This is a genomic window from Shewanella spartinae, assembly GCF_019457555.1.
GTDB lineage: Bacteria > Pseudomonadota > Gammaproteobacteria > Enterobacterales > Shewanellaceae > Shewanella > Shewanella loihica.
This window is the reverse complement of the sequence record NZ_CP080418.1, coordinates 1,809,094-1,833,639: the sequence shown is the minus strand read 5'-3', so window position 1 is coordinate 1,833,639 and position 24,546 is coordinate 1,809,094. Positions and strand designations below refer to the sequence as shown.

26 protein-coding genes are annotated in these 24,546 nt (G+C 52.9%); 11 read left to right on the top strand and 15 right to left on the bottom strand.

Features of this window, described 5'->3' with window-relative positions:
* Positions 1-88 precede the first annotated feature (88 nt).
* The gene (locus K0I31_RS08260; protein WP_220044910.1) at positions 89-1,648 is read left to right on the top strand and encodes a SulP family inorganic anion transporter; all 1,560 of its coding nucleotides are present in this window, start codon (positions 89-91) and stop codon (positions 1,646-1,648) included.
* Between the two features lie 67 nt (positions 1,649-1,715).
* On the opposite strand, the gene K0I31_RS08255 is transcribed toward K0I31_RS08260, so the two are convergent.
* On the bottom strand, positions 1,716-2,633 hold the full coding sequence (locus K0I31_RS08255; protein ID WP_220080504.1) for a bifunctional methionine sulfoxide reductase B/A protein: 918 nt from the start codon (positions 2,631-2,633) through the stop codon (positions 1,716-1,718).
* Positions 2,634-2,924: 291 nt separating this feature from the next.
* On the opposite strand from K0I31_RS08255, the gene K0I31_RS08250 reads away from it, so the two are divergent.
* Both K0I31_RS08250 and ylqF read left to right on the top strand, forming a co-directional pair.
* Positions 2,925-3,764, top strand: a complete 840-nt coding sequence (locus K0I31_RS08250; RefSeq protein WP_220080503.1) for an isopenicillin N synthase family dioxygenase — start codon at positions 2,925-2,927, stop codon at positions 3,762-3,764.
* A gap of 108 nt (positions 3,765-3,872) precedes the next feature.
* Entirely contained in the window at positions 3,873-4,814 is a 942-nt protein-coding gene (gene ylqF / locus K0I31_RS08245) for a ribosome biogenesis GTPase YlqF (protein ID WP_220080502.1), read from the top strand.
* 170 nt (positions 4,815-4,984) lie between these two features.
* Here ylqF and K0I31_RS08240 read toward each other — a convergent pair whose 3' ends face one another.
* Both K0I31_RS08240 and K0I31_RS08235 read right to left on the bottom strand, forming a co-directional pair.
* On the bottom strand, positions 4,985-5,449 hold the full coding sequence (locus tag K0I31_RS08240; RefSeq protein WP_220080501.1) for a low molecular weight protein-tyrosine-phosphatase: 465 nt from the start codon (positions 5,447-5,449) through the stop codon (positions 4,985-4,987).
* Positions 5,450-5,481: 32 nt separating this feature from the next.
* A complete protein-coding gene (locus K0I31_RS08235) occupies positions 5,482-6,450 on the bottom strand; it encodes a DNA ligase (RefSeq protein WP_258406610.1) in 969 nt (322 codons plus the stop codon).
* A gap of 177 nt (positions 6,451-6,627) precedes the next feature.
* On the opposite strand from K0I31_RS08235, the gene K0I31_RS08230 reads away from it, so the two are divergent.
* Complete coding sequence (locus K0I31_RS08230; RefSeq protein ID WP_144198713.1) at positions 6,628-6,999, top strand: diacylglycerol kinase; 372 nt, start codon at positions 6,628-6,630, stop codon at positions 6,997-6,999.
* 249 nt (positions 7,000-7,248) lie between these two features.
* Positions 7,249-8,121, top strand: a complete 873-nt coding sequence (locus K0I31_RS08225; protein WP_144199389.1) for a DUF481 domain-containing protein — start codon at positions 7,249-7,251, stop codon at positions 8,119-8,121.
* Positions 8,122-8,232: 111 nt separating this feature from the next.
* On the opposite strand, the gene K0I31_RS08220 is transcribed toward K0I31_RS08225, so the two are convergent.
* Positions 8,233-9,459, bottom strand: coding sequence for a nucleoside recognition domain-containing protein (locus K0I31_RS08220; protein WP_011865383.1), 1,227 nt, complete (start codon positions 9,457-9,459; stop codon positions 8,233-8,235).
* A gap of 88 nt (positions 9,460-9,547) precedes the next feature.
* On the opposite strand from K0I31_RS08220, the gene rsmF reads away from it, so the two are divergent.
* Positions 9,548-11,008: a 16S rRNA (cytosine(1407)-C(5))-methyltransferase RsmF gene (gene rsmF / locus K0I31_RS08215; protein WP_220080500.1), complete on the top strand. Its 1,461-nt coding sequence runs from the start codon at positions 9,548-9,550 to the stop codon at positions 11,006-11,008.
* 360 nt (positions 11,009-11,368) lie between these two features.
* Here rsmF and K0I31_RS08210 read toward each other — a convergent pair whose 3' ends face one another.
* From K0I31_RS08210 to apbC, 9 genes are read right to left on the bottom strand one after another with little or no spacing between them, the layout of a single operon-like run.
* A complete protein-coding gene (locus K0I31_RS08210) occupies positions 11,369-12,157 on the bottom strand; it encodes a TatD family hydrolase (protein ID WP_220080499.1) in 789 nt (262 codons plus the stop codon).
* Positions 12,158-12,201: 44 nt separating this feature from the next.
* Positions 12,202-12,528, bottom strand: a complete 327-nt coding sequence (locus K0I31_RS08205; RefSeq protein WP_011865380.1) for a PilZ domain-containing protein — start codon at positions 12,526-12,528, stop codon at positions 12,202-12,204.
* A gap of 6 nt (positions 12,529-12,534) precedes the next feature.
* A complete protein-coding gene (gene holB, locus K0I31_RS08200) occupies positions 12,535-13,452 on the bottom strand; it encodes a DNA polymerase III subunit delta' (RefSeq protein WP_220080498.1) in 918 nt (305 codons plus the stop codon).
* A gap of 20 nt (positions 13,453-13,472) precedes the next feature.
* Entirely contained in the window at positions 13,473-14,102 is a 630-nt protein-coding gene (gene tmk, locus K0I31_RS08195) for a dTMP kinase (RefSeq protein WP_220080497.1), read from the bottom strand.
* Positions 14,099-15,106 (bottom strand): endolytic transglycosylase MltG, encoded by a 1,008-nt coding sequence (gene mltG / locus K0I31_RS08190; RefSeq protein ID WP_220080496.1) that lies wholly within the window; start codon positions 15,104-15,106, stop codon positions 14,099-14,101. Before mltG ends, tmk begins: the two co-directional genes overlap by 4 nt.
* Positions 15,103-15,939 (bottom strand): aminodeoxychorismate lyase, encoded by an 837-nt coding sequence (pabC, locus tag K0I31_RS08185; protein ID WP_258406609.1) that lies wholly within the window; start codon positions 15,937-15,939, stop codon positions 15,103-15,105. The genes mltG and pabC overlap by 4 nt, the downstream gene beginning before the upstream one ends.
* Positions 15,936-16,520 (bottom strand): dCTP deaminase, encoded by a 585-nt coding sequence (gene dcd / locus K0I31_RS08180; RefSeq protein WP_220080495.1) that lies wholly within the window; start codon positions 16,518-16,520, stop codon positions 15,936-15,938. The genes pabC and dcd overlap by 4 nt, the downstream gene beginning before the upstream one ends.
* A 27-nt stretch (positions 16,521-16,547) precedes the next feature.
* Entirely contained in the window at positions 16,548-17,183 is a 636-nt protein-coding gene (udk, locus tag K0I31_RS08175) for a uridine kinase (RefSeq protein ID WP_011865374.1), read from the bottom strand.
* A gap of 12 nt (positions 17,184-17,195) precedes the next feature.
* Entirely contained in the window at positions 17,196-18,308 is a 1,113-nt protein-coding gene (apbC, locus tag K0I31_RS08170; protein ID WP_220080494.1) for an iron-sulfur cluster carrier protein ApbC, read from the bottom strand.
* Positions 18,309-18,467: 159 nt separating this feature from the next.
* Here apbC and metG point away from each other — a divergent pair, with 159 nt between their 5' ends.
* Positions 18,468-20,489 carry a methionine--tRNA ligase gene (gene metG, locus K0I31_RS08165; RefSeq protein WP_220080493.1) on the top strand — a complete coding sequence of 674 codons (2,022 nt, stop codon included), beginning with the start codon at positions 18,468-18,470 and terminating at the stop codon, positions 20,487-20,489.
* Positions 20,490-20,591: 102 nt separating this feature from the next.
* Here the strand turns inward: metG and K0I31_RS08160 are convergent, their stop codons facing one another.
* On the bottom strand, positions 20,592-21,344 hold the full coding sequence (locus K0I31_RS08160) for a Nif3-like dinuclear metal center hexameric protein (protein WP_220080492.1): 753 nt from the start codon (positions 21,342-21,344) through the stop codon (positions 20,592-20,594).
* A gap of 211 nt (positions 21,345-21,555) precedes the next feature.
* Here K0I31_RS08160 and K0I31_RS08155 point away from each other — a divergent pair, with 211 nt between their 5' ends.
* Positions 21,556-21,915 carry a hypothetical protein gene (locus K0I31_RS08155; RefSeq protein WP_220080491.1) on the top strand — a complete coding sequence of 120 codons (360 nt, stop codon included), beginning with the start codon at positions 21,556-21,558 and terminating at the stop codon, positions 21,913-21,915.
* A 127-nt stretch (positions 21,916-22,042) separates the two neighbouring features.
* Here K0I31_RS08155 and K0I31_RS08150 read toward each other — a convergent pair whose 3' ends face one another.
* A complete protein-coding gene (locus K0I31_RS08150; RefSeq protein ID WP_220080490.1) occupies positions 22,043-22,534 on the bottom strand; it encodes an outer membrane lipoprotein in 492 nt (163 codons plus the stop codon).
* Between the two features lie 52 nt (positions 22,535-22,586).
* Between K0I31_RS08150 and aat the strand changes: the two genes are divergently transcribed.
* From aat to infA, 3 genes are all read left to right on the top strand, one after another.
* Positions 22,587-23,297 (top strand): leucyl/phenylalanyl-tRNA--protein transferase, encoded by a 711-nt coding sequence (aat, locus tag K0I31_RS08145; protein ID WP_011865368.1) that lies wholly within the window; start codon positions 22,587-22,589, stop codon positions 23,295-23,297.
* Positions 23,287-23,991: an arginyltransferase gene (locus tag K0I31_RS08140; RefSeq protein WP_220080489.1), complete on the top strand. Its 705-nt coding sequence runs from the start codon at positions 23,287-23,289 to the stop codon at positions 23,989-23,991. Before aat ends, K0I31_RS08140 begins: the two co-directional genes overlap by 11 nt.
* Positions 23,992-24,121: 130 nt before the next feature.
* Positions 24,122-24,340 carry a translation initiation factor IF-1 gene (infA, locus tag K0I31_RS08135; RefSeq protein WP_011865366.1) on the top strand — a complete coding sequence of 73 codons (219 nt, stop codon included), beginning with the start codon at positions 24,122-24,124 and terminating at the stop codon, positions 24,338-24,340.
* Positions 24,341-24,546: the final 206 nt, after the last annotated feature.

Here is a 24,546-nt window from a genome sequence, read left to right as displayed (position 1 = left end):
GCATGGCTTTTTATTTTATTGGCGCCACTATTTTGCTAGTATGCGCGACCGAAAATCACTCAACTAACATATTAATAACAGAGGCTAAATGTTCGATCTTATTCGTCACAAAACCAGCAGCCACAGAGCAGACCTGTTGTCGGGACTCACGGTTGCCTTGGCATTGGTCCCCGAAGCCGTTGCTTTTGCTTTCGTCGCCGGTGTCGAGCCTATGGTCGGCCTATACGCCGCCTTCATCATGGGACTGGTCACCGCCCTTATCGGCGGTCGTCCCGGCATGATCTCTGGCGCCACGGGTGCCATGGCGGTTGTCATGGTGGCACTGGTAAGCGAACATGGGGTGCAATACCTCTTTGCGGCGGTCGTGCTGGCTGGCCTGATACAGGTGACTTGTGGCCTGTTTAAGCTGGGAAAATTTATCCGTATCGTGCCCTATCCGGTAATGATAGGCTTCGTGAACGGTCTGGCCATAGTGATTTTTCTGGCCCAACTTGGCCAGTTTAAGGTCCCCGACGCTAACGGTGTGTTAACCTGGCTGCCACAGGATCAATTGATCCTCATGCTGGGTCTAGTGGCCCTCACCATGGCGATCATCCACTTCCTGCCTAAGCTCACCACGGCGTTTCCATCGTCGCTGGCGGCGATACTGACTGTGACCGCCATCGTGGTCTACTTCGAACTCGATACCCGCAACGTACTGGATTTCTTGAAGTCCATGTCTGGTGACGAGCATGCAACTATAGCCGGTAACCTGCCGAGCTTCGCCATTCCCTCTGTGCCCTTTAACCTGGAGACACTGTCGATCATCCTGCCCTACTCCTTTATCTTGGCGGCCGTTGGTCTTATCGAATCACTGCTGACCCTGACGGTGATCGATGAAATGACCAGCACCCGAGGCAAAGGCAACAAGGAATGTGTCGGCCAAGGCATAGGTAACATCACCAGTGGCTTCTTCGGCGCCATGGGTGGCTGCGCCATGATAGGTCAGTCGATGATCAACATTAACTCGGGCGGACGCGGCAGACTCTCGGGGATCACGGCGGCCATCGCCCTGCTCACCTTTATCCTGTTCGGCTCGGCGCTGATCGAGATGATCCCGCTAGCCGCGCTTGTGGGTGTGATGTTCATGGTGGTACTGGGCACGTTTGAATGGGCAAGCTTCAAGGTGATGCGTAAGGTGCCTAAGCATGATGCCTTCGTTATAGTGCTGGTGACTGTGGTGACAGTGTTTACCGATCTCGCCTTTGCGGTATTTGTCGGCGTTATCGTCTCAGCGCTGGTCTTTGCCTGGGAGCATGCCAAACACATCAACGTCGATGTGAGCGAAGATGCCAACGGCTGGAAAGTCTATAAGCTAAACGGTCCGCTATTCTTCGGTTCAGTTGCCGAGTTCTTAGAGCTGTTCCACGCCAAGACAGATCCACAAGATGTGATTGTCGACTTCCAAAACTCTCGCGTGTGCGATCACTCGGCCCTCGAAGCCATAGACACCCTGGCCGAGCGCTATGTGAGTGCGGGTAAGCGACTGCATCTGCGTCACCTCAGCCACGACTGTAAGCAGCTGCTGCATAAGGCGGGCGACTTGGTGGAGGTCAACCTGATCGAAGATCCCCACTACAAGGTGGCCGACGACAAACTCGATTCTTAAGTGTTCAGCGCCAGATAAGCTGGCTAACCCTTAACAACAAAAAAGGCGCATGATGCGCCTTTTTTTATTATCCGCCGCCCGACTTGAGCCGCTCCTTAAACAGGGCCTTTATCTTATCCACCTTGGGCTTAACAACCATCTGACAGTAGGGCTGCTGCCGGTTATGCTCGAAGTAGGCATCGTGATAAGGCTCGGCGGGATAGAAGTTATCCAGCGCCACCAGCTCTGTAACTATGGGCTTATCGAAGATGTTGGCCTCGGTTAGCCTGTCTATCATCTGACTTGCGGCCCTAATCTGCTCATCGTCATGGGCAAAGATCGCCGAGCGATACTGGGTACCGACGTCATTACCCTGCCGATTAAGGGTGGTGGGATCATGGCTCTGCCAGAAGACCTCCAGCAGCTCTTCAAAACTGATGATATGACTGTCGTACTCTACCTGTACCACCTCTGCATGGCCCGTATCCCCGGCGCAGACGGCGCGGTAGTTAGCGCTGGAAGCATCCCCCCCCGCATAGCCAGATTTCACCGCTATCACGCCTCTGAGCTGACTAAATACCGCCTCGAGACACCAGAAACAGCCACCGCCAATGGTCGCCCAGCGAATATGACTGTCATCGCTCTGCTGCGTCGCTTCACCTTTGAAGACCATGGAGACAGAGTTCACGCAGTGGCGTAAATTCTTGTCTGTCAGGTATTCTCCCTCAAACACATGGCCTAAATGCGCGCCGCACTGAGCGCACACTATCTCCACCCTATGCCCATCGGCATCGGGCAAGCGTTTGACCGCCCCCGGGATCTCATCATCGAAGGCAGGCCAGCCACAATGGGCGTTAAACTTATGCTCGGACAGATAGAGAGGCGCATCACAGCGCTTACAATGATAGGCACCAGGCGCATCGTGCTGGTTATACTCGCCACTAAAGGGGCGCTCGGTCCCCTTGCTCTCAATCACATACCGCTCAAATTCCGTTAGTTCACGCATAGTTAAAGACTCTTGCACTCCTGTACCGCTAATACGACCCTTAGGGTCAATAAGATCACACTACTCACAATAGCAGATAAAAGACCTAGTAAATAGGTAGGTTATTACATGATTATATCAATTATCGGCTGTTTATTAGCTAGCCTATGATTTTAATGATGAAAATATTAGCGGTGATCTAGCCTCTTCTTATGGCCAAACAATGAAAACGTGATTTTTATCACACCCAATTGCCCAAAGGCGATCCCAGGGGTACACTGCCTGCGGGGTTCAATAACAAGAAAACAAAATATGAAATTAGAAACAATAGATTACCATGCTCAGGACAGCGCCCCGCGCTTCGTTGAGTCCTTGCGTGAAACTGGATTTGGCGTACTCTCAAATCACCCAATCGACAAGGCCTTAGTAGATACCATCTATGAAGAGTGGCAAGCCTTCTTCAATAGCGATGAGAAACATGACTACCTGTTTAAGCCGGAGACCCACGATGGTTTCTTCCCGGCCGATGTTTCTGAAACCGCTAAGGGTCATACGGTTAAAGATATTAAAGAGTATTACCATGTTTACCCTTGGGGCCGTATCCCCGATTCCCTCAGGGAAAACATTCTGCGCTATTACCAGGAAGCCAATGCCCTGGCCGAAGAGCTGCTAGGTTGGGTGGAAGCTCATACACCGGCAGAAGTGGCGGTCAATTACTCTATCGCCCTGCCTAAGATGATCGAGAACAGCCACAAGACGCTGCTGCGTATCCTTCACTATCCACCGATGTCGGGCGACGAGGAGCTAGGCGCCATTCGCGCCGCGGCTCACGAAGATATTAACCTGCTTACCGTACTACCGGCCGCTAACGAGCCAGGCCTGCAGGTAAAAGCCAAATCGGGCGAATGGTTAGACGTACCGAGCGATTTCGGTAACCTGATCATCAACATAGGTGACATGCTCCAGGAAGCATCAGGCGGCTACTTCCCATCGACGACCCACAGGGTGGTCAACCCAGAGGGCGCCGACAAGACACGCTCGCGCATCTCTCTGCCCCTCTTCCTACATCCTAAGCCAGAGGTGGTCCTGTCAGAGCGTTACACCGCCGACAGCTATCTGATGGAGCGTCTGAGAGAATTAGGCGTTATCTAACCTCCTCGACTAAGATAAAAAGCGCCTCAGGGCGCTTTTTATTTATGATTTTTAAGCCATATCAAGGTAAAATCCCTCCCCAAATTTGCACAGAGACAGAGTACAGAGATGGCAATTCAGTGGTTTCCAGGCCATATGCACAAGGCGCGCAAAGAGATAGCAGAGGTGATGCCTCAGGTCGATCTGGTGATCGAGGTACTCGACGCCCGTATCCCCTACAGCAGCGAAAACCCTATGGTCACCAGTTTGCGCGGTGACAGACCCTGTATCAAACTGCTCAACAAGTCAGATCTGGCCGATCCCGAGATCACCCAGCGCTGGATTGACTATCTTGAGCAGGAGCAAGGGGTAAAGGCGATGGCCATCACCACCTTGCAGGCTGCCCAGGTGCGTAAGGTCCCCGAACTCTGCCGTAAGCTGGTGCCTAGTCGCGACAAGATAGAGAAAGATATCCGCACCATGATCATGGGGATCCCTAACGTAGGTAAATCAACCATTATCAATACCTTGGCGGGCAGAGTGATCGCCAAAACGGGTAATGAGCCTGCGGTAACCAAGACCCAGCAGCGTATCAATCTGAAAAATGGCATAGTGCTGTCAGACACCCCAGGCATTCTCTGGCCTAAGGTGGACAATGAGGCCAGCGGCTATCGCCTTGCGGTAACCGGTGCCATCAAAGATACGGCAATGGAATATGAAGATGTGGCCATGTTTGCCGCCGAATACTTCCTCAAGGCCTATCCCGATGCCATGCTTGAGCGTTATAAACTTAAAGAGTTACCCAATGACGATATCGGCCTGCTCGAGGCGATCGGCCGTAAGCGCGGCGCGCTGAGACCGGGTGGCAGAATCGATCTGCACAAAGCTTCTGAGCTTCTGCTGCATGAGTTCCGCTCGGGTAAGATAGGCCAGTTGTCCCTGGAGACTCCAGAGATGGCCGAGGCCGAGAAGGCGGAAGTAGCTCGAATCCTGGCCGAGAAAGAGGCCGAGAAACAGGCCAAAATCGAGGCCGAGCGGCTGAAACGCTCCGGCGTGCGTCATAACAACTAAGCTGTCTGATTGAAATACTGACATTACACCGCTTGCAAGGTGATGTGCTTGGGACTATTCCAATAGGCGTCAGTTGCAAGCGGTTTTGCCTTCTATAGCCTTACCTTATAAGGCCCCACTTGGCTAACTCTGCTTAATTTAGCTCTACTCATTAACCCTGCTGATTTTAATTACTTAGCAATCTGTGACAGCAGCCCTTCACAGCTCTGTTGCAGTAGATCCAGCACCTGCTCGAAGCCATCATCGCCACCATAGTAAGGATCTGGCACCTCCCGCTCCCCCTCCCCAAGAAAAGAGAGCATCAAGGCCAGCTTAGACTGATGTTGAGCCGGGCAGCGCGCACGCAGATCGCTCAGATTTGCCTTATCGGCCGCCAGGATAAGGTCGAAACGCTCAAAATCTTCATCCATCACGCCTCTGGCGCGAATGCCGCTGAAATCGAGTCCGCGGCGCTCGCCTGCCAAGCGCGCCCGTCTGTCAGGGCCCTCCCCCTCGTGATAGGCAGAGGTGCCCGCCGAATCGCAGCCGATAGACAAGCCGCGCTCACTGAGCAGCCCCCTAAACACAGCCTCTGCCGTCGGTGAGCGGCAGATATTCCCGAGACAGACAAATAGGACAGAGTTAACCTTAGACATAGCCTTCCTTTCTTACTTAATTCGTATTCTTCTTACAAGGGCTCTCGTACCCGCATAAAGCTGGCAAACCTGGGCACCCCATTGTGGGTGAGGCCATAATACTTGTAGGTAACCGTGCTGCCAATGGCCGGAGGATGCTGGCGCTGCTCATCGCTGAATCCTGTGCCTAACTTAAAACGTATGCCTTCATTTGTTTCGACCTCTAGGGCGCCCATCATTCCTCTATACTTGCCCTTCCCCTCGAAGTAAGCGATAACCTTGGCCTCTGCATCTTGATAGCGTTTGAGTTTTACCAGGTCACCGTTACGCCCTGCGTGATAGTGTGCAGCCTGGTGATGCAGCATAAGCCCTTCGGCGCCTTGAGCCACCCACTCATCCAAGGCGGCGTTCAGCGCCTGACTGTCTTGAATTCGCCACTGAGGGATGATCTGCAGGAAAGGCGACAAATTTGCGTAGCGTTTAACGGCGAGGGCATAGCGCTCAGCAAAGGGACTATCAATGGTGGGATAATCGAAGACCATAAATTGAACGGCGCGCCAACGCTCAGGGTCGGCATCTTTATCACGCACCAGAGCTGAGATCGCCTCAAACTGCTGGCGAGCAATCCACAGTTCGCCATCTAAGGGCTCCGTCGGAAAGCCCTTGGTAAACCAAGCTGGGAGCCTAATAACCTGCCCCGAGCGGGTTAGCATACGTTCTCCCGTCCAGCGGCCTCTGACGCCATCGAACTTTTCGCTCACCAGATACTCTGATATAGGTCGGTCGGCCTCGAGACTCCCGGCCAACTGTATGCCCGGGAGTCGTTGTGCTGGCTCAAGCGGTTCTGGTTTTAGCTGTTCTGGCATCAACTGATTTGCCTCAACAGTTAATGCCTTGGGCGGCTCAGCTGGCTTATACGACTCGATTAACTCGGGCGACTCGGCGGCCATCGCTGTAAGCGACAGCCAACTCAGGAGTAAAGCAATACTCCCAATAACCATAGGGCGAGTAGAACACAACATAGCTCCTCCTTGAGCAACTGAATGATAGCTAAGCGTTAAGTTTAGCCCAAAGCCCCCCATGCAGATGTTATGGAGGTAACTAGAGTGTTATACTAGCGCCCAATTTGTAACTCGCCTGCCTGCATCAGAGAAAGGCAGGCTGAAACAGTAAATCGACCAGAAACGAAATGGACACCTATGAAACCGGAAAATAACCACGGCATTAAACGTATCTTCAGAGCGACAGGTTTCTCAATGCAAGGCCTTAAACTTGCTTGGCAATCTGAGGCGGCCTTTCGCCAAGAGTTGATCTTGGTCCTCTTCATGCTGCCTGTCGCACTACTGGTAGACGTGCCTATGGTTGAGCGCATCCTGCTCATCATGACGCTGATGATAGTCTTGATTGTCGAGCTGCTTAATTCGGCCATTGAGGCGGTAGTCGACCGTATCGGTCACGAGATCCATCCCCTAAGCGGACAGGCAAAAGATATCGCCTCGGCGGCTGTCTTTATCGCCCTGGCCCTGTGTGGTATCACCTGGCTACTGATCCTCTGGCCACTGGTTTTCTAACCCGCTGCCAGCTTGAACACCAGGCTCTCGATACACTATCGGGAGCCTTTTTATTTCTGTAATCCAGCTCCCAATATCAACAAAAACGCCGCAACCTTGACATTTTTTGATACAAATCATTCACAATTTTAAATATCCTGCTAGAATGATAACGTAGTAAAAAAGTCTTACTAAATAAATCAATAACTTATAATAATTATTAGTTGATAGAGGTTGTAGTTAGTGATTAAGTCGGTCGCCATATTTAGCTTGGGTCTCTTTAGCTCTTCGGTTTTCGCCGCTGGAGCTGCCAATTCCTATTCGGTGTCGGCACCGGTAGAACCCAGCGAAGTCATGCTAAAAATCGGCGGTTTCTACTCCAACTCTAACTCCAGCATGGATGTCACCAACCCGGTTCAGGGTAATAATTTCAGGCTTGATTTTGAAGAAGACTTGGCATTGGAAGAGTCGCAGTTTCTGCCATTTTTCGAGGCCAGCTACCATTTCAACTCGCGTCACAGCATCTATTTCGACTGGAAACAGCTGCACCGCAACGCCGAAGTACAGAAACTTACCATACCGTTTCAAGTCACCCTAGACGATCAGGTTTACGATATTCAATCCGGCGGTCGTCTGGAGACCACCCTCAATATCGACATCGCCCGCCTCGGCTATGGTTATAACTTCTATCAGGGGAATAACTTCAATCTTGGCCTGTCCCTGGGCGTACACACCATGTTTATCAAGACCGCGTTTGACGGTGACATAGGTGTCTGTGCCAAAGGTGAGACGCTACAACAATGCGCGCAGACCGCCACACCAAGATTTGTCGATGAAGAGGTCACGGCGCCACTGCCGGACGTTGGCCTGTATGGCGACTATGAGTTCAGCCCAGGCTTCAAGTTCAACGCTCACGCACAGTATTTCTACATCAAGCTTGATGATATCAAGGGCAGCCTGGTCGATATCCGCGCCGGTGTCGAAGCTGAGATCACCAAGAATTGGCACATGTCAGCCGCCTTTAACTACTACAAGGTCGACGTTGACTTTAAACACAGCGTCTCAGATCAGCTTAACGTGGCGGACTATAACCTGTATTACAGCTTTATCGGCCCAATGCTGTCGGTAAGCTATCGCTTCTAAGCTTCACAACATCTTCCACTGAAGGCCGTTAGGAGATCACCCCTAGCGGCAATACTTACGTCACTAATTCCCGCTTGGCAGTTCGCCAGCCTTGCTGCCTGCATACGCCGATCAACCATAAAACTGATAACAGACCCAGATCGCGGCGCAGATCCCGGCAAAGTCCGCGCTTAAGCCGCACACCAGAGCATGACGACCATTACGTATTCCCACGGCGCCGAAGTAGACCGCCAGCACATAGAAGGTGGTCTCGGTGCTCCCCTGCACCACGGCCGCTAAGCGACCGGCAAAGGAGTCGACCCCATAATGCTGCATCGTCTCCAGCATCATGGCGCGGGCGCCCGAACCGCTGAAGGGCTTCATCAAGGCGGTTGGCAAGGCATCGACAAACCGGGTATCCCCCCCGACCAGATTCACCAGGGCGGCGATAACCCCTAGCAGATAGTCGAGCGCGCCCGAGGCGCGTAGCAAGGCGATGGCCAGTAGCATGGCAAGCAGATAAGGGATCAGCTGCACCGCCTGCGTAAAGCCCTCCTTGGCGCCGCCGACAAACTCATCATAAACGGCCACCTTACGCAATCCTGCCACCAGAATGAAGCTGAAGATCAGCAGCACTAAGATGCCGTTGCCAAGCGCCGTCGAAAACTCACCTATGGCAGAAACGGTTAAAGTGCCCAGATAAAATACTAGGGCAGATACCGCCGCCAGCATCAAGGCCGCATATCCCAGCAAAACACTATTGAGCAGTGAGATACGCTGATAGATGGCCACCACTAATACGCCCACCAGAGTCGAGGCCGTGGTCGCCAGTAAGATAGGCAGAAAGATATCCGCCGGCGACTCGGCGCCTTGCTGGGCGCGGTAGAGAAAGACGGTGACTGGCACTAAGGTGACCGAAGAGGTGTTGAGCACCAAAAAAAGGATCTGCGCATTGGTAGCCACACTCTTCACCGGATTCAGGCTCTGCAGATCCTGCATCGCCTTGAGCCCTAGCGGCGTAGCAGCGTTATCTAACCCCAGCACATTGGCGGTCAAATTCATGGTAACGCTGCCAAAGGCGGGGTGTCCCCTGGGCACCTCTGGCATCAAACGGCTGAGTAAAGGCTCAAACAGACGGGCAAAGAGGCCCACCACACCCGCCTTCTCTCCCACTCGCATCAAGCCCATCCATAGGGAAAGCACGCCTATCAGCCCCAAAGCAATTTCGGCGGCTAATTTGGCACTGGCAAACAGGGCATCGACCACGGCAGAGAGGATCTGCCACTGCCCCTGAAACAGACTGATGGCGATTGCGACTAAGGCGGTGACAAAAAAGGCAAACCAAACGCGATTTAACACCCGAGACTCCTTTCACCCCAAGCTTTGCTCAAGGCCCGATAATGGATGTGATATACTGGCGACTAACGATATCTCTATTCTGTTACCTATGGTTCAACTAAATCAAAATTTTATCAATAGCATAGCGAAAGATATGCCGGATCATCTCTCGATGGATGAATTTATCAGCTATTGCGCCAAGCCTTTACGTCCCTCCATCCGGGTCAACCCCCTCAAGATAACCACCGCTGACTTTATCACCATGATGAGTACCAAAGGCTGGCAGTTTGAACCTGTTCCCTGGTGCGAGGACGGCTTCTGGGTCAAGGTGGATGACTCGGTGCAGCTGGGTAACACGGTAGAGCATATTCAGGGGCTGTTTTATATTCAGGAGGCCAGCTCCATGCTGCCGCCTAAGGCACTGTTTCCCGAGCCGATAGAAGATGCGACCTCCCTCACCCTGCTGGATATGGCCTCGGCGCCGGGCTCTAAGACCACTCAGCTTGCCGCCATGATGAACAACCAAGGCTTGTTGGTCGCCAACGAATACTCCTCTAGCCGGGTCAAGGTGCTACACGCCAATATGCAGCGCATGGGTGCCAGCAATCTCGCCCTTACCCATTTCGATGCCAGAGTGTTTGGCGAATATCTGTTCGAGAGCTTCGACGCCATATTGCTCGATGCCCCCTGCGGCGGTGAAGGCACGGTACGTAAAGACCCCGACGCCCTCAAGCATTGGGACGAGGCTGAGATAGAGGCCATTGCCAGCGTGCAGCGCGACCTGATCGAGTCGGCCTTTCTGGCACTAAAGCCGGGCGGCAGTTTGGTTTATTCCACCTGCACCCTCAACCGCCGCGAAAATCAGGACGTCTGTTTGCACCTCAAGGCCACCTATGGCGATGCGGTGCAGTTTGAATCCCTTGCCGAGCTCTTCCCCGGCGCCGAGAAGGCCAGCACCAGTGAAGGCTTCCTCCATGTCTGGCCACAGATCTTCGACAGCGAAGGCTTCTTCATCGCCAAGCTAACCAAGCTCGCCGCGGTGCCAAGAGACAGCGAGGAGCCACGCAAGCAGAAGAACTTTCCTTTTGCGCCAATCGACAAGAAGTCTCGCCAGGCCCTCTGCGACTACTTTGATTCCAGCTTCGGCATCAAACTCGATGGTCAGGGGATTTTGATGCAGAGAGACGATGAGTTTTGGCTGTTTCCGACTAATGTCGAACCACTTATCGGTAAGATCCGTTTTCAGCGGATCGGTCTCAAGCTGGCCGACGCCCTGAAGAAAGGCTTTAAGCCTAGACACGAGGCCGTAATGGCGCTGGCCGACAGGTCACGAGGGATCCCCCTTGATGAGGCTCAGGCGATTCAATACCTGATGGGACGTGATATCGCCTTAGCCACCAAAGAGAAGCCACAAGGCGAGCAGCTGGTCAGCTACCAGGGCGCCCATTTAGGCCTGGTGAAACACCTGGGCAATAAGCTTAAAAACAGCCTGCCAAGAGACCTGGTGCGGGATAAAATCTGCTCTTCTTCGGCGATGGCAGTGGATCAGCAAGCTACTGGCGCAGACTAAAGCATAAGCCACTGAATTCACGTCAGCGACCATGCATTAACATTTTGTTACATTTTAATCTGAGATTTGCCTAGACGAGCCCGGCAGTGAGGTGGAGTTTGACTACACTAAAAGCCTGAGATGAAATTCGAGGCAATCTCAAACAGTAGCGCACGGCTCTGCAAAGAGCCATTCCCCTAGACCCAGAACAATTGGAATAGTTTTGGGTCTTTTTTTATCTGCTTCTCTGGGCTTGTTAGATAAGCCTATTCTTCGCAGCCTTTCTTAAACGCTTTGCTCAGCAACACTTCTCAATGCCGCCAAATATGCTAAATACGCTATAAATGCCAAATACTGTGAACCTATATCACTCAACAGCCACTAGGCTTTCACTAACTTAGCCGCGTCTTTGAACAGCCTGAAGAAGTTATCACCGGTATACTCTGCCAGTTCTTCATACTTCTCGCCGCGCAGCTCGGCCACAAACTCCGCCACATCCCGAACAAACGCAGGTTGATTCTCTTCGCCGCGATGAGGCACAGGCGCAAGATACGGCGCATCGGTTTCCACCAGAAGTCTGTCCTTTGGCACCTTGCGGATCACAGAGCGCAGCTCACCGGCATTCTTAAAGGTCACTATGCCAGACACAGAGATATAGAAGCCCTGATCGATGGCGGCCTTGGCCATCTCCCAGTTCTCGGTGAAGCAGTGCAGCACACCGCCTACCTTGTCCGCGTTACCTGCTTTCAGCATGGCGATGGTATCTTCACGGGCATCACGGGTGTGGACGATCAACGGCTTATCTACCTCGACCGCCAGGGCGATCTGCTGCTCGAAACATTGCTGTTGTAGCGTCTTGGTCTCGCCCGAGTAGTAATAATCCAGGCCTGTCTCACCGATGGCGACCACCTTAGGATCTTGCAGATAGCTGTTTAGCTGCGCCGTATCCAGCCCCTCCTGCACATCCAGCGGATGCACGCCCGCCGATAGGAACACCTGGTCGAAGGCTGCCATTTTTGCCTGCATAGAGGCAAAACCTTGCTGGCGCACATTGACGCACAGGAAATACTCCACGCCACGCTCCTTGGCTTGAGTTAGCAAGGTCTTCAATGAATCTTGATCGGGCGCCGCCTTGAGGCGATCGAGGTGGCAATGGGAATCGATAAGCACGCAAAAATCCTAAGTCACTACAAAAGGAGCCAAAGGATAGCTATCTACATGGTACAGGTCAAATCGCCTGAGGCCAGTTCGCGGGAAAGTAGGTTTTCGATATGATGTTTGTGGGTCTGGGCGTCGGTGATGATCTTCACCCCTATGCCCGCCGGTCGGCCACCGGATGCCCCCAGAGGATTGATCCACACCACCAGCCCCTGAAACTCATGACGCACGGTTGAGCCCGGTAGTTGATAGGCGATAGTAAGTTCCTGCCCCAGATAGTGGCTTTCGGTAGTCGCCACAAACAGGCCCGCGGGCTGTATGAAGGGCATGTAGGCTCTATATAGCTGATGTAATGTATCAAAATTAACCACGAGATCGACCATATTATTTTAACTTGTTGTTAGCGACTGATACTCTAAGATAAACGCCTGAAAAACGGCCATAAAATTCACATTAGGCATCATACTCAGGCTATGATACGTCTCCATAACCTTGGCTGCAAATTTTGTTATCTTGATGTTAATTAATGCATCAGCATTTTTCTGCTTCACCAGTTTTTGTCGCAGGACAACATACAAAACCTTAAGTGCATCAGAAACTTGCTTTTCATCTATATTAGTTAAGTTAGCACACAGGTGCCCAGACGACAAACTTTGCACCCAGGCTTTTCTCAGGCCGATCAAGGCTTCATAGCGGCCATCATTTAAGGCGGTGAGCAGATCGACAGGGCCGCCGACAACCGGCAGACACCAGGTCACATCACTGGTAAGTGTAAACTGCGCCGCCAGCCACTCCTGCACCGCCTCACGGCTCGGCAGCTGGCAATGCAGGCGCTGACAACGACTGCTGATGGTAGCCATCAAACGACTTGGGGTATCACTCTGCAGCAGCAAGAGAGTCTCTCTGCCCGGCTCTTCCAAAGTCTTCAACAGTGCATTGGCCGCCGCGGTATTGAGTCGCTCACAGTTTTTAATCACAGCGACCCGTCTGCCCCCTTGCTGGGCGGTAGCGGTCAACTTCTGACACAGCTCCCTGACTTGATCTACCTTGATCTGATTGCCGTCGGCCTCCAGCTGATAGCAATCAGGATGGTTACCGGCGATAAACAGCTGACAGCTCTTACACACCCCGCAGGCACCACCTTGGGTCGGCGCCGCCATACACAGGCTGGCCTGAGCCAAGGTATTGGCAAGTTGCATGCCGCCATAGCCTTGGTGGATCCCCAACAGATAGGCGTGGCCCTGCTGGCCAGATATTAGCTGACTACAGAAAGCCTCACGAGCCGGGGTTAACCAAGGTAGATCCATCAAAGACTCCACAACTGTCATCACCAGTCTTGGCGCTGTAACACGGCCAAGATCTCTTTATGCACCTGCGCCATCGTCTGGCTGGCATCGATCACCACTATAGACTCGTCGTGCGCCGCCAGCTGCAAATAAGTTGCCCTGGCACGCTCGAAGAAACTCAGCGCCTGCTGCTCGATTCTATCCAGGGCGCCCCTGTCTCTGGCGCGCTGCAAGCCAAGCTGAGGATCGATATCCAAGTATAGAGTCAGGTCAGGTTTAAAATCTTTCAGGGTCGCGTTACTCACCGCCTCAACCAGCGGCATGAGTTGACGCCCGCCCCCCTGGTAGGCCAGAGATGAGAGGTTGTGGCGATCGCCCAGCACCCAGTTACCCTGGGCCAAGGCCGGTTTTATCACGTTAGCCACCAGCTGCGCCCTGGCCGCATAGATGAGCAAACACTCAGACTCATCACACAGGGGATCGTTAGGGTCGGCAATCTTCACCAGATCCCTAATGCGCTCGGCCAGCGGCGTGCCGCCTGGTTCACGGGTACACACGGGCGGAACGCCATTGTGTTTCTCGATAAAATCTCTCACCAGGGCGATGGCACTCGACTTGCCTGCCCCTTCCAATCCTTCGATAACGATAAATTTCGCGCTGTTTTGCTTCATCGATTTCTCTGATACTTGTCTACAGCACGGTTGTGCTCGGTTAATGTTTTAGAAAATATATGGCTGCCGTCATTCTTCGACACGAAGTAGAGGTAGTCGACATCGGCCGGACGCGCCGCCGCCATCAGGGATGCCCCGCTCGGTGCGGCTATAGGCGTCGGCGTCAGGCCATGAATACGATAGGTGTTGTAGGGCGTCTGTTCACGCAGATCTTTGCGGGTAATATTGCCCTGGTAACGCTCACCCATGCCATAGATCACCGTAGGATCTGTCTGCAGACGCATCCCCTTACGCAATCTATTGGTAAAAACCGCGGAGATCCAGGGGCGTTCGCTGGCCTTGCCTGTCTCTTTCTCGATAATCGATGCCATGGTCAGCAGCTCATAGGGACTCTTTAGCGGTATGCTCTGGTCGCGCTCCTGCCAGGCCCTGTCTAGCTCCTGCTGCATCTTCTGATAGCTCTGCTGCAGAATTACCTTGACCGAATCGCCATTGCCATAATGGTAGGTGTCGGGATAAAACTTGCCCTCGGGCAGCTTAGACTCATCGCCATTATCCTGGAGCACTTCCAAGAAGGCACCCTCCTGCCACTTCAGGCGCGGTAATTGCTTTAGCTGCTCGCGCCACTCTTTGATGCTCTGCCCTTCGACCAGGGTCACGGTGAAGACCATCTCCTTACCCTGACGTAGCTTTTCGAGCAGCTCGACCACAGTGTCATTGGGGGAGAGTTGATACAGACCGCTGCGGATCTTGGCAAGTTCGGGGCGCAGCTTAACCAGCAGCTTAAGCTTCCAAAGCTCATCCACGGCACCTGTTTGTGCCAAGGTGTTCGCCATCTGTGAAAAGGAGGTACCACGCGCCACCTCAAACTCGACGGGGGCATCGAGCTTGAGCGGCATCTGGCCGTAACTCACCACGCTCTGATAGACCCAATACAGGCCAATTGCGCTCAAGGTTAATAGGCTAAAGAGTGCGGTCAGCACGCCTTTGATCAGTTTTTTCATAATATTATTTTTAGATCGTGTAGCAATTGGGTTAGCAGAGGGCTATGGCCGAATGAGTGCTTGGCTATGCCGTTCACGGGCACAGCGCCAAACAGGCTGTTGCTGGCCAGAACATGGTCAAAATCTGCTAGTTCATCGGATGTAACGCGGCGCACCTCGAGAGAAAACCCGGCCTCGACAAACCAGAGCAGCAACTGCTCGCGCATCACACCAGCCACCCCAGCCTGCTCCAGACTCGGCGTAACTAGGGTGCGACCCTTTATAAAGAAGAGATTGGCCATGGAGGCCTCTATGATGTTACCGGCCGTGTCGCAGACCAGCCAATCATCGAATCCGTCATCTAACTTGTGTGTGCGGATCAGCACCTGCTCGAGACGATTAAGGTGTTTCATGCCCGCCAACAGCGGCTGCTGACCGAGCGTCACCGGACTTAGTTGCAACTTGATGCCAGCAACTTGCCACTGACGGTAATGCGCCGGGATCTCATGCAGCGACAACACACAAGTCGGCGCGGGCGTTTGCGGCGGCAGATAACCGCGTCCGCCAGTGCCCCGGCTTACGAGTAACTTGAGGCAATAATCTTGGGTAAACTGTTTGCAGCCCTGCTCACAGGCCTTTGCTAATTGCTCGCTCAGCGCAGCTGAATCTGGCAGCGGGAATCCAAGGCGATGAGCCCCTTGAGCCAAACGAAGCAGGTGACTCTCTAGGAAGAGTACCTCAGCGCCTCGACAACGCATGGTGGCAAACAGGCCATCGCCGTAGGCCAGTCCCCTGTCGAATGCCGAAACACTTGCTGCTTGTTCACCATTTACCCAGATAGTCTGCGACATCATTTGTCCTGACTGATCCGGCTGGCAACGGCTTCTTGTTGATCCCTGTACTTAGCACTCTTGCGCTTATTGTAGGGGCGCGCCACGGGCGAGCTTAGGCGCTCGAAGTTGAGGGCGCCTATGGTCATCATGGGCTTCAAGGCCAGGGGAAGCTTGCCGCTGTTGAAGAACTCAAGCACTATCTTTCCCTGCCAACCGGGATCGATGCGATGGGCCGTGACATGCACCATGAGCCCTAACCGTGCCAAAGAGGAGCGGCCATCCAACCAGCCGACGATATCGGCGGGCAGGGTGAGACTCTCATGGGTGACGGCCAGTGCGAGCTCGCCGGGATGGAGGAAAAACGCTTCCCCTTCGGGGATCACTATCTTATCGCTCATCACGCGATCAAGGGCCGCCTGCACCTCGCTGCTGGGGCCACTGAGATCGATATAGGGCGCCGTATGATCCTGAAATACGCGGAACTGATTACCGAGCTTCACATCGACGCTGACGCCACTGATGGCCTCGGCGTCGGGACGGGGATCGATGACAATACTCCCCTCCTCTAAACATGCTGCTATCTCTAAATCCGTTAAACGCATCCCAGCCTAACTCCCCATATCAAGCGACTATTTTGCTAAAAGGTGTTGAATTCTAGCCTTTAATATATCGGTTGCGATGCGGTTTTTACCACCACGCGGCACGATAATATCGGCATATTGCTTAGAAGGATCGATAAATTGCAGGAACATAGGACGCACTGTCTGAGTGTACTGCTGCATCACAGACTCCATGGTACGGCCACGCTCCGCCACATCACGGGTCAGGCGGCGCATGAAACAGATGTCCAGTGGCGTGTCCATGAAGACGCTGGCATCCATCTGCTCGCGCAGGTTAGGATCTGTCAGTAGCAAGATCCCTTCAAGGATGATCACCTTCTTAGGCGTCATGGTGACCGTCTCGGCCATACGGGTATGCTCGGTATAGCTGTATTGAGGGATCTCCACCGCCTCGCCATTTTTCAGGGCGCTAAGGTGTTCACACAGCAGCTGATGATCCAGCGCCTTTGGGTGATCGTAATTGGTTAGGACACGCTGATCCATCGACAGATGACCCTGATCCTTATAGTAGGCATCCTCGGCGATAACCCCTATCTGATCTGTGCCCAGATCACGGCATAGCTCCTCGAAAATCGTCTTCGCGATTAGGCTCTTACCCGATGCCGATGCCCCTGCGATACCAATTATGACACATTGCGAATTCATGCTTTGTAAACCTTACTCATCATCTGAAATTGAAATAGATACGACACTCTGTGTCTGGCTCAGGGCAAGTTGTGCCCCCACCTTTCTGGCGATCTCCTTATACAACAAGGCCACCTGGCTCTCGCCATCCGCCACCACGGTCGGCGTGCCTTTATCCACATCCTCGCGGATATTCAGTTGCAGCGGTAGCTGCCCCAAAAGCGGTACATTGTAACGTGCAGCCATCTTAAGGCCGCCATCTTCACCAAAGAGATGCTCCTTATGACCGCAATCGCTACAGATATGGAAACTCATGTTCTCGACGATACCCAGCACAGGAATGTTCACCTTCTGGAACATGCTGATCCCCTTCTTGGCATCGGCCAAGGCGATATCTTGCGGAGTGGTGACCACCACGGCGCCGCTTACCGGCACCTTCTGTGACAGGGTCAGCTGAATGTCGCCTGTGCCTGGTGGCATGTCGATCACCAGGTAATCCAGCTCGGGCCACAGGGTCTCGTTTAACAGCTGCGCCAGTGCGCCAGCCGCCATTGGGCCGCGCCATACGGCGGCCTCATCACCGCTGACGATAAAGCCAATAGACTGAGCGGCGATGCCATGAGCCTCGGCGGCGGTCATCATCTTGCCGTCCGGTGAAACAGGGTTAAAGTTGGGTACGCCCAGCATGAGCGGAATCGAGGGGCCATAGATATCGGCATCGAGAATCCCCACCTTGGCGCCTTCAGCTGCTAACGCCAACGCCAGGTTGACCGAGGTAGTCGACTTACCCACGCCGCCCTTGCCCGAGGCTACGGCAATTACCTGTTTGACGTTTGGTAGCGGCTCGACCGCACCGGCCGAAATCACCGCAGGCTGGAAATCGATTTCGCACTCGACTTCATCTATGGCATCGAGCACCGCAAGCTTATTGGTGATCGCCATGACGGTATCGCGATACTGGCTCTGGCAGGGATAGGGGTAGCACAGCCCCAGCTGCAATCGCTTGCCTTCAATATCCAGCTTGGTCACGCAACCTGCGCTCACCAGACCTTGCATTAAATAGGGGTCTTGATGGGCATCTAAAATAGCCAAAACCGGACCGAGCAGATCATCGCTGAGATGATAATTCTGAGACGCTGAAGACAAAACGACTACCTCCAAAAATAAATTTGGCTAAGTGTATCAGAAAAACTCCTCATATTCGGATAGATTTAGTTCACTTAAAGCAGCTTTTGATGAAACTTTAGCGATGATCGGTTAGTATCTATGCCATTCTTTTTGGGCACTTACTGATTTAGAGACAAGATGGCAACTTCACAACGTAAAATTCTCGTGACCAGCGCACTTCCGTACGCCAATGGCCCCATTCATTTAGGTCACATGCTTGAATATATTCAAACCGATATCTGGGCGCGTTTTCAAAAGCTACGCGGCCACGAATGTCACTATATCTGTGCAGACGATGCCCACGGCACGCCCATCATGCTTAAGGCGCAGCAGCTCGGCATGGCACCCGAGGAGATGATCGCTCAGGTACAGAAAGAGCATCAGCAGGATTTTGCCGACTTTAATATTCAGTTCGATAATTTCCACAGCACCCACAGCGACGAAAACCGAGAGCTGGCGAGCGAGATCTACCTCAAACTTCGCGATGGCGGCTATATCAAGTCAAAGACCATCTCTCAGCTGTTCGATCCTGAAAAGTCTATGTTCCTGCCGGACCGCTTCGTTAAGGGCACCTGCCCTAAATGTAAGTCTGTGGATCAATATGGCGACAACTGTGACAGCTGCGGCGCGACCTACAGCCCAACGGATCTGATCGATCCTAAATCGGCGGTATCGGGTGCCACACCTGTGATGAAGGAGACTGAGCACTTCTTCTTCGACCTACCCGCCTTCGAAGAGATGTTGAAAGAGTGGACCCGTTCAGGCTCACTGCAACAAGAGATGGCCAACAAGCTGGGCGAGTGGTTCGAACAGGGCCTGCAGCAGTGGGACATCACCCGTGATGCGCCTTACTTCGGCTTCGAGATCCCAGATGCACCGGGTAAATTCTTCTACGTCTGGCTAGATGCGCCTATCGGCTACATGGGCTCGTTCAAGAACCTGTGCAACAAGCGCGGCGACCTTAACTTCGACGAATTCTGGGCCAAAGACTCAACCGCCGAGGTATACCACTTCATTGGTAAAGATATCGTCTACTTCCATAGCCTGTTCTGGCCTGCCATGCTCGAAGGCGCGGGGTTCCGTAAGCCAAACAGCGTCTATGCCCACGGTTATGTGACGGTGAACGGCGCCAAGATGTCAAAGTCTAAAGGCACCTTCATCAAGGCCAGGACCTATCTGGATAACCTGAATCCTGAGTACCTGCGTTACTACTACGCGGCTAAGCTCAGCAGCCGTATCGACGATCTCGACCTAAACCTGGAAGACTTCGCCCAGCGCGTCAACTCAGATCTCGTGGGTAAGCTGGTCAACCTCGCCTCTCGCACCGCTGGCTTTATCAGCAAGCGTTTCGACGGCAAGCTGGCCAAGGTTGCCGACGCTAGCCTGACCGAGACCTTCCTCGCCAAGGCCGATGCCATCGCCGAGTTTTACGAGACCCGTGAATTTGGTAAGGCGATGCGTGAGATCATGGCGCTAGCCGATATCGCCAACGCCTTTGTCGCCGATGCCGCCCCATGGCAGCTGGTGAAAGAGGAAGATAAGCAAGAGGAAGCCCACCAGGTATGTAGCAACGCGCTGAACCTGTTCCGCATCCTGGTGACCTACCTCAAGCCAGTGCTGCCTCAGCTGGCCCAGGACGTGGAAGCCTTCCTGCAACTTGAGCTGACCTGGGATGATCTGGCAAGAGATCTCAGCGGTCACGAAATTGCGCCGTTCAAGGCCTTGATGCAACGTGTCGAGATGAAGAACATCGAAGCTATTATCGAAGCATCGACCGAGAACCTGCAGGTAGCCGAGGCGCCTAAGAGCCAGCTGGATCTCGACCCTATCAGCGAAGAGATCAGCTTCGATGATTTTGCCAAGTTAGATCTGCGTATCGCCCGTATCGCCAAGGCGGAACATGTGCCTGAAGCCAACAAGCTGCTTAAGCTGCAGCTGGACCTGGGTGGCGAGACTAAGCAGGTGTTTGCAGGCATCAAGTCTGCCTATGCCCCAGAAGATCTGGAAGGCAAGCTGACTGTGATGGTGGCCAACCTGGCGCCGCGTAAGATGCGTTTCGGCATGTCTGAAGGCATGGTGCTTGCGGCCGGTCCAGGTAAGAAAGATCTGTGGATCCTAGAGCCACATGAAGGTGCCCAACCTGGCATGCGCGTGAAATAAGTCGCTTGTTCGGGACTCAGCCGAGACGACACAAAAAAGGCCGCTAACTAGCGGCCTTTTGTTTTAGATACTCGACTTGAGTCAGCTTTAACAATCGATTCGCTACACCGGATTGTCGATATCCACAAAATGGTGAGTCAGGCCAAACTCGTTAGCCAAATGCTCACCCAATGCCTTGATGCCAAATCTTTCCGTGGCGTGATGACCCGCAGCAAAGTAGTGAATATCCTGCTCGACCGCGCTATGGAAGGTGCGCTCAGACACCTCGCCACTGATAAAGGCATCGACGCCCAAATCCACGGCAATATCTATATAGTCTTGTGCCCCGCCGCTGCACCAGGCCAGACGATAAATCGGCTTGTTACTCTCACCCAGATGTAATGCCTGACGACCCAGAACGCCGGCCAGATACTCGGCAAACGTACTCGGCGCCATAGGCTCATCGAGACGCCCCTGCCACACCAGCCCCTGGGCAACCCCCTCCACCGACTCGGCATCTATGATCCCAAGCTCTCGCGCCAACTCAGCGTTGTTCCCCAGCATAGGATGGCCATCGAGCGGCAGGTGATATCCGTAGAGGTTGATATCATTGTTAATCAGCGACTTGATGCGGCGATACTTCATCCCGGTAATGGTCTCAGGCTCACCCTTCCAGAAGAAGCCATGGTGCACCAGCAAGGCATCGGCGTTTAGCTCAACCGCCCTGTCGATCAATGCCTGACAGGCGGTTACCCCGGTGACAATCGTCTTAATCCGCTCCTTCCCCTCGACCTGTAACCCGTTGGGGGCGTAATCCTTGTAGTTGCCTACCTGCAGAAATTCCGTAAGGTATCGAGTCAATGCTGTGCGATTCATCTAAGCTCCTCATATGAATCAGATAACTTTGGTCGTTCCAGCGCTCAAGGGCTGAAAAAATGACCGTGACGATAGCGCCTAGTTTAGCCATATCTGAGCCTCAGTTCATAGAAATACGTTGAATTTCTGTGAAAATTGGACAATTCAGGCGTTTCAGCTATAAAATTAGGCCAAACCTTCAATTACACATTAAAAGAAATAGGTTAATACTATGTCAAAGTTGACCAAAGAAGAGGTGATCAGCACACTCGAGGCTGCATTGAGCAAGGCGCAGGGTAAGAGCGTTACCATCGAGCAGAAAGGAAGCTGGTACAAGATCGATGGTGGTAAGTCTCTTCGTTTTAGTGATTTAGAAGCTATGTTGGCTGAACAAGGTGAGCAAGCTCCTGCAGCTAAGGCTCCGGCGAAAGCGGAAAAACCTAAGGCAGCGCCTAAGAAAGCCGCACCTGCGAAAGCAGCCAAGCCTAAGGCAGAGTCGAAAGCCAGCAAATCAACCTCTGGTGGCATGACACCGAAAGAGCTTTGGCGTGCAAAGCTGGCGGGTAAAGGACAACTTCCTCGCGGCTTCTAATTAAGTAGCTTATCGCTATAAAAACGTATCGTCATAAAAAAGGAGCCCCATGGCTCCTTTTTTGTTGAATGCTTTTATACGACTAGCTTTCATTGAATTAGCTTTAAATTACGTCGCTGTACGACTGCTACATCGCCAGGTCGACTCGCACGTCCCCCTGCAGATAGATCACGCGCACCTCATCATCGACGTTGAAAATCATGCCGGGATCCAGGTCTTGAATCACCATTACCTCCCGACCATCTTCATAACGTATCATCAGCTCCACCAGCTTCAACTGCTGATAGTAATCGCCGCCCGCATTATGTCCAATGCCGCCACCAATGAGGGCCCCCAATACTGTGGCAACGTCCTGACCGCTACCGCCACCAAACTGATGCCCTATGACGCCACCTATCAAGGCGCCACCAAATGTGCGCCAGCCTTGGTTACGATCTTCCACTAACTGAGTCTGGGTAATATTACGTACCGAGGTGACATAACCATACTCTACCTTCTCGACGGGAACGGCTTGATTACGCTCGTAGGCGGCACTGACACCAGCACTCAGCCCTAGGCTGGCAAGCAAGATAAAAACTGACCAAATAAAGCGAAAGAGGCGGGGTGTAGGTTTCAACATAAGAGGTTTTCCGCTAACTTATAAAGAGGCCGATAACTAATTTTACTCAATTGTGAACTCACTGTCCTATTTAAATCATGAGCTGGCAAAGTTCCCTTCGCCGGAGTTTGCCCTAACCGATCCAAACGGACTCTTGGCCATCGGCGGCGATCTACACCCCAAGCGTCTGCTTAACGCCTACTATGAGGGGATCTTCCCCTGGTTTAATGAAAACGACCCTATTCTCTGGTGGTCCCCCGACCCCCGCGCCGTGTTTGTGCCCGGTTCACTTAAGGTCAGTCGTAGCCTGAAGCGCGATATCAAACGCCGTCAGTGGCGCTTCAGCGTCAATCGCGCCTTTAACAGCGTGATCGAGCACTGCGCCCTCACCCGCCAAGGCAAGGAGGGTACCTGGATAACCTTAGAGATACAGCAAGCCTATAAGGCGCTGCACAAGTACAACAAGGCCCATTCGATTGAGGTGTGGGACGGCGATAAGCTCATTGGTGGCCTCTATGGGGTTGCCATCGGCCAGGTATTTTGCGGCGAGTCCATGTTTCACCTGCAGAGCAATGCCTCCAAGGCAGCCATGGCCATGCTGCACCAACACCTGCTATCACACAGATACCGACTGATCGACGCCCAGGTCATGAACCCTCATCTGGCATCCCTGGGTGCCAAGGCATTAAAGCGAGCCGATTTCATCAACCTATTGAAGCGTTTTCGCGATATCGAGGTCGCCAGCGATGCCTGGCACCCACAAGAGGTGCAGATTGAACTCTAGATCCGACACCATACAGGTGGGTATGACACATACCTTCGACTGCAGCTACCTGCCGGGCAAGCAGGAACAACTGTTAGTGTTGCAGGAGGAGTCTCTCGACCTCACCCTGTTTGAGAAGCTCTTGGCCTTGGGTTTTCGCCGCAGTGGCGAGACCATCTATAAGCCACATTGCCCCCACTGTCAGGCCTGCCTGCCGATACGTATTCCGGTGGAACTCTTTACGCCGTCACGACGGCAGAAACGCACCCTGAAACAGAATCAGGATGTTAGCTGGCGCCTGGTCGACACCTGCACCGACGAGCATTACGCGCTCTATGACAGGTACATCAAGGCGCGCCACCACGATGGTCCCATGTATCCCCCCTCACGAGAGCAATACGATCATTTCGTGCAGTGCAGCTGGCATCCACCAAAGCTGCTGGAACTGCGGCTCGAGGGTGAGCTGATAGGCGTAGCGGTCACAGACGTGTTACCAAACAGCCTGTCGGCCATCTACAGCTTCTTTGCTCCCGAGCTGGATAAACGCTCTCTGGGCTCCTTGATGATTCTATTGCAGTGCGATCTCGCAAGGCAGATGCACAAGGCGCATGTCTACCTGGGTTATCAGATCCATGAGTCTCGTAAGATGAATTACAAGACCGCCTACCATCCCTACGAGATATTGACCGCAAATGGTTGGCAACGCAGTGAATAAGCGCGCTTAATTAGAAAAAATAAAGCAAACAGATATTTGCCCAGATAACGAACACCTCTTTACAGAAGCGCTAATTTGCGGCATGATACGCCCGTTTTTAATATTTGAAGGCTAACAGGATAACTGATTAATGGCGAAAGAAGACAACATTGAGATGCAAGGCACTATTCTTGAAACCTTGCCAAATACAATGTTTCGAGTAGAGCTAGAGAATGGTCACGTAGTAATCGCCCATATCTCAGGCAAAATGCGTAAAAACTACATCCGTATTCTAACGGGTGATAAGGTCACAGTTCAGCTGACCCCTTATGATTTGAGCAAAGGGCGCATCGTCTTCCGTTCACGCTAATCGTTAGCTTGCGAATAATAAAAACCGGCAGTGCCGGTTTTTTTGTTCCTAATCGATAGCGACAATGGCAGAGACTGGCGGAAACCGACACAGTCCCGACCAAGCCGAATCAGGCAGCGAAGAAAGTTGAGGAAAGTTCTAGCAACTAAGCAGGATCTGCCACAAAAACCAAATCATGAAAAAAGGCTGCATCTGCAGCCTTTTTA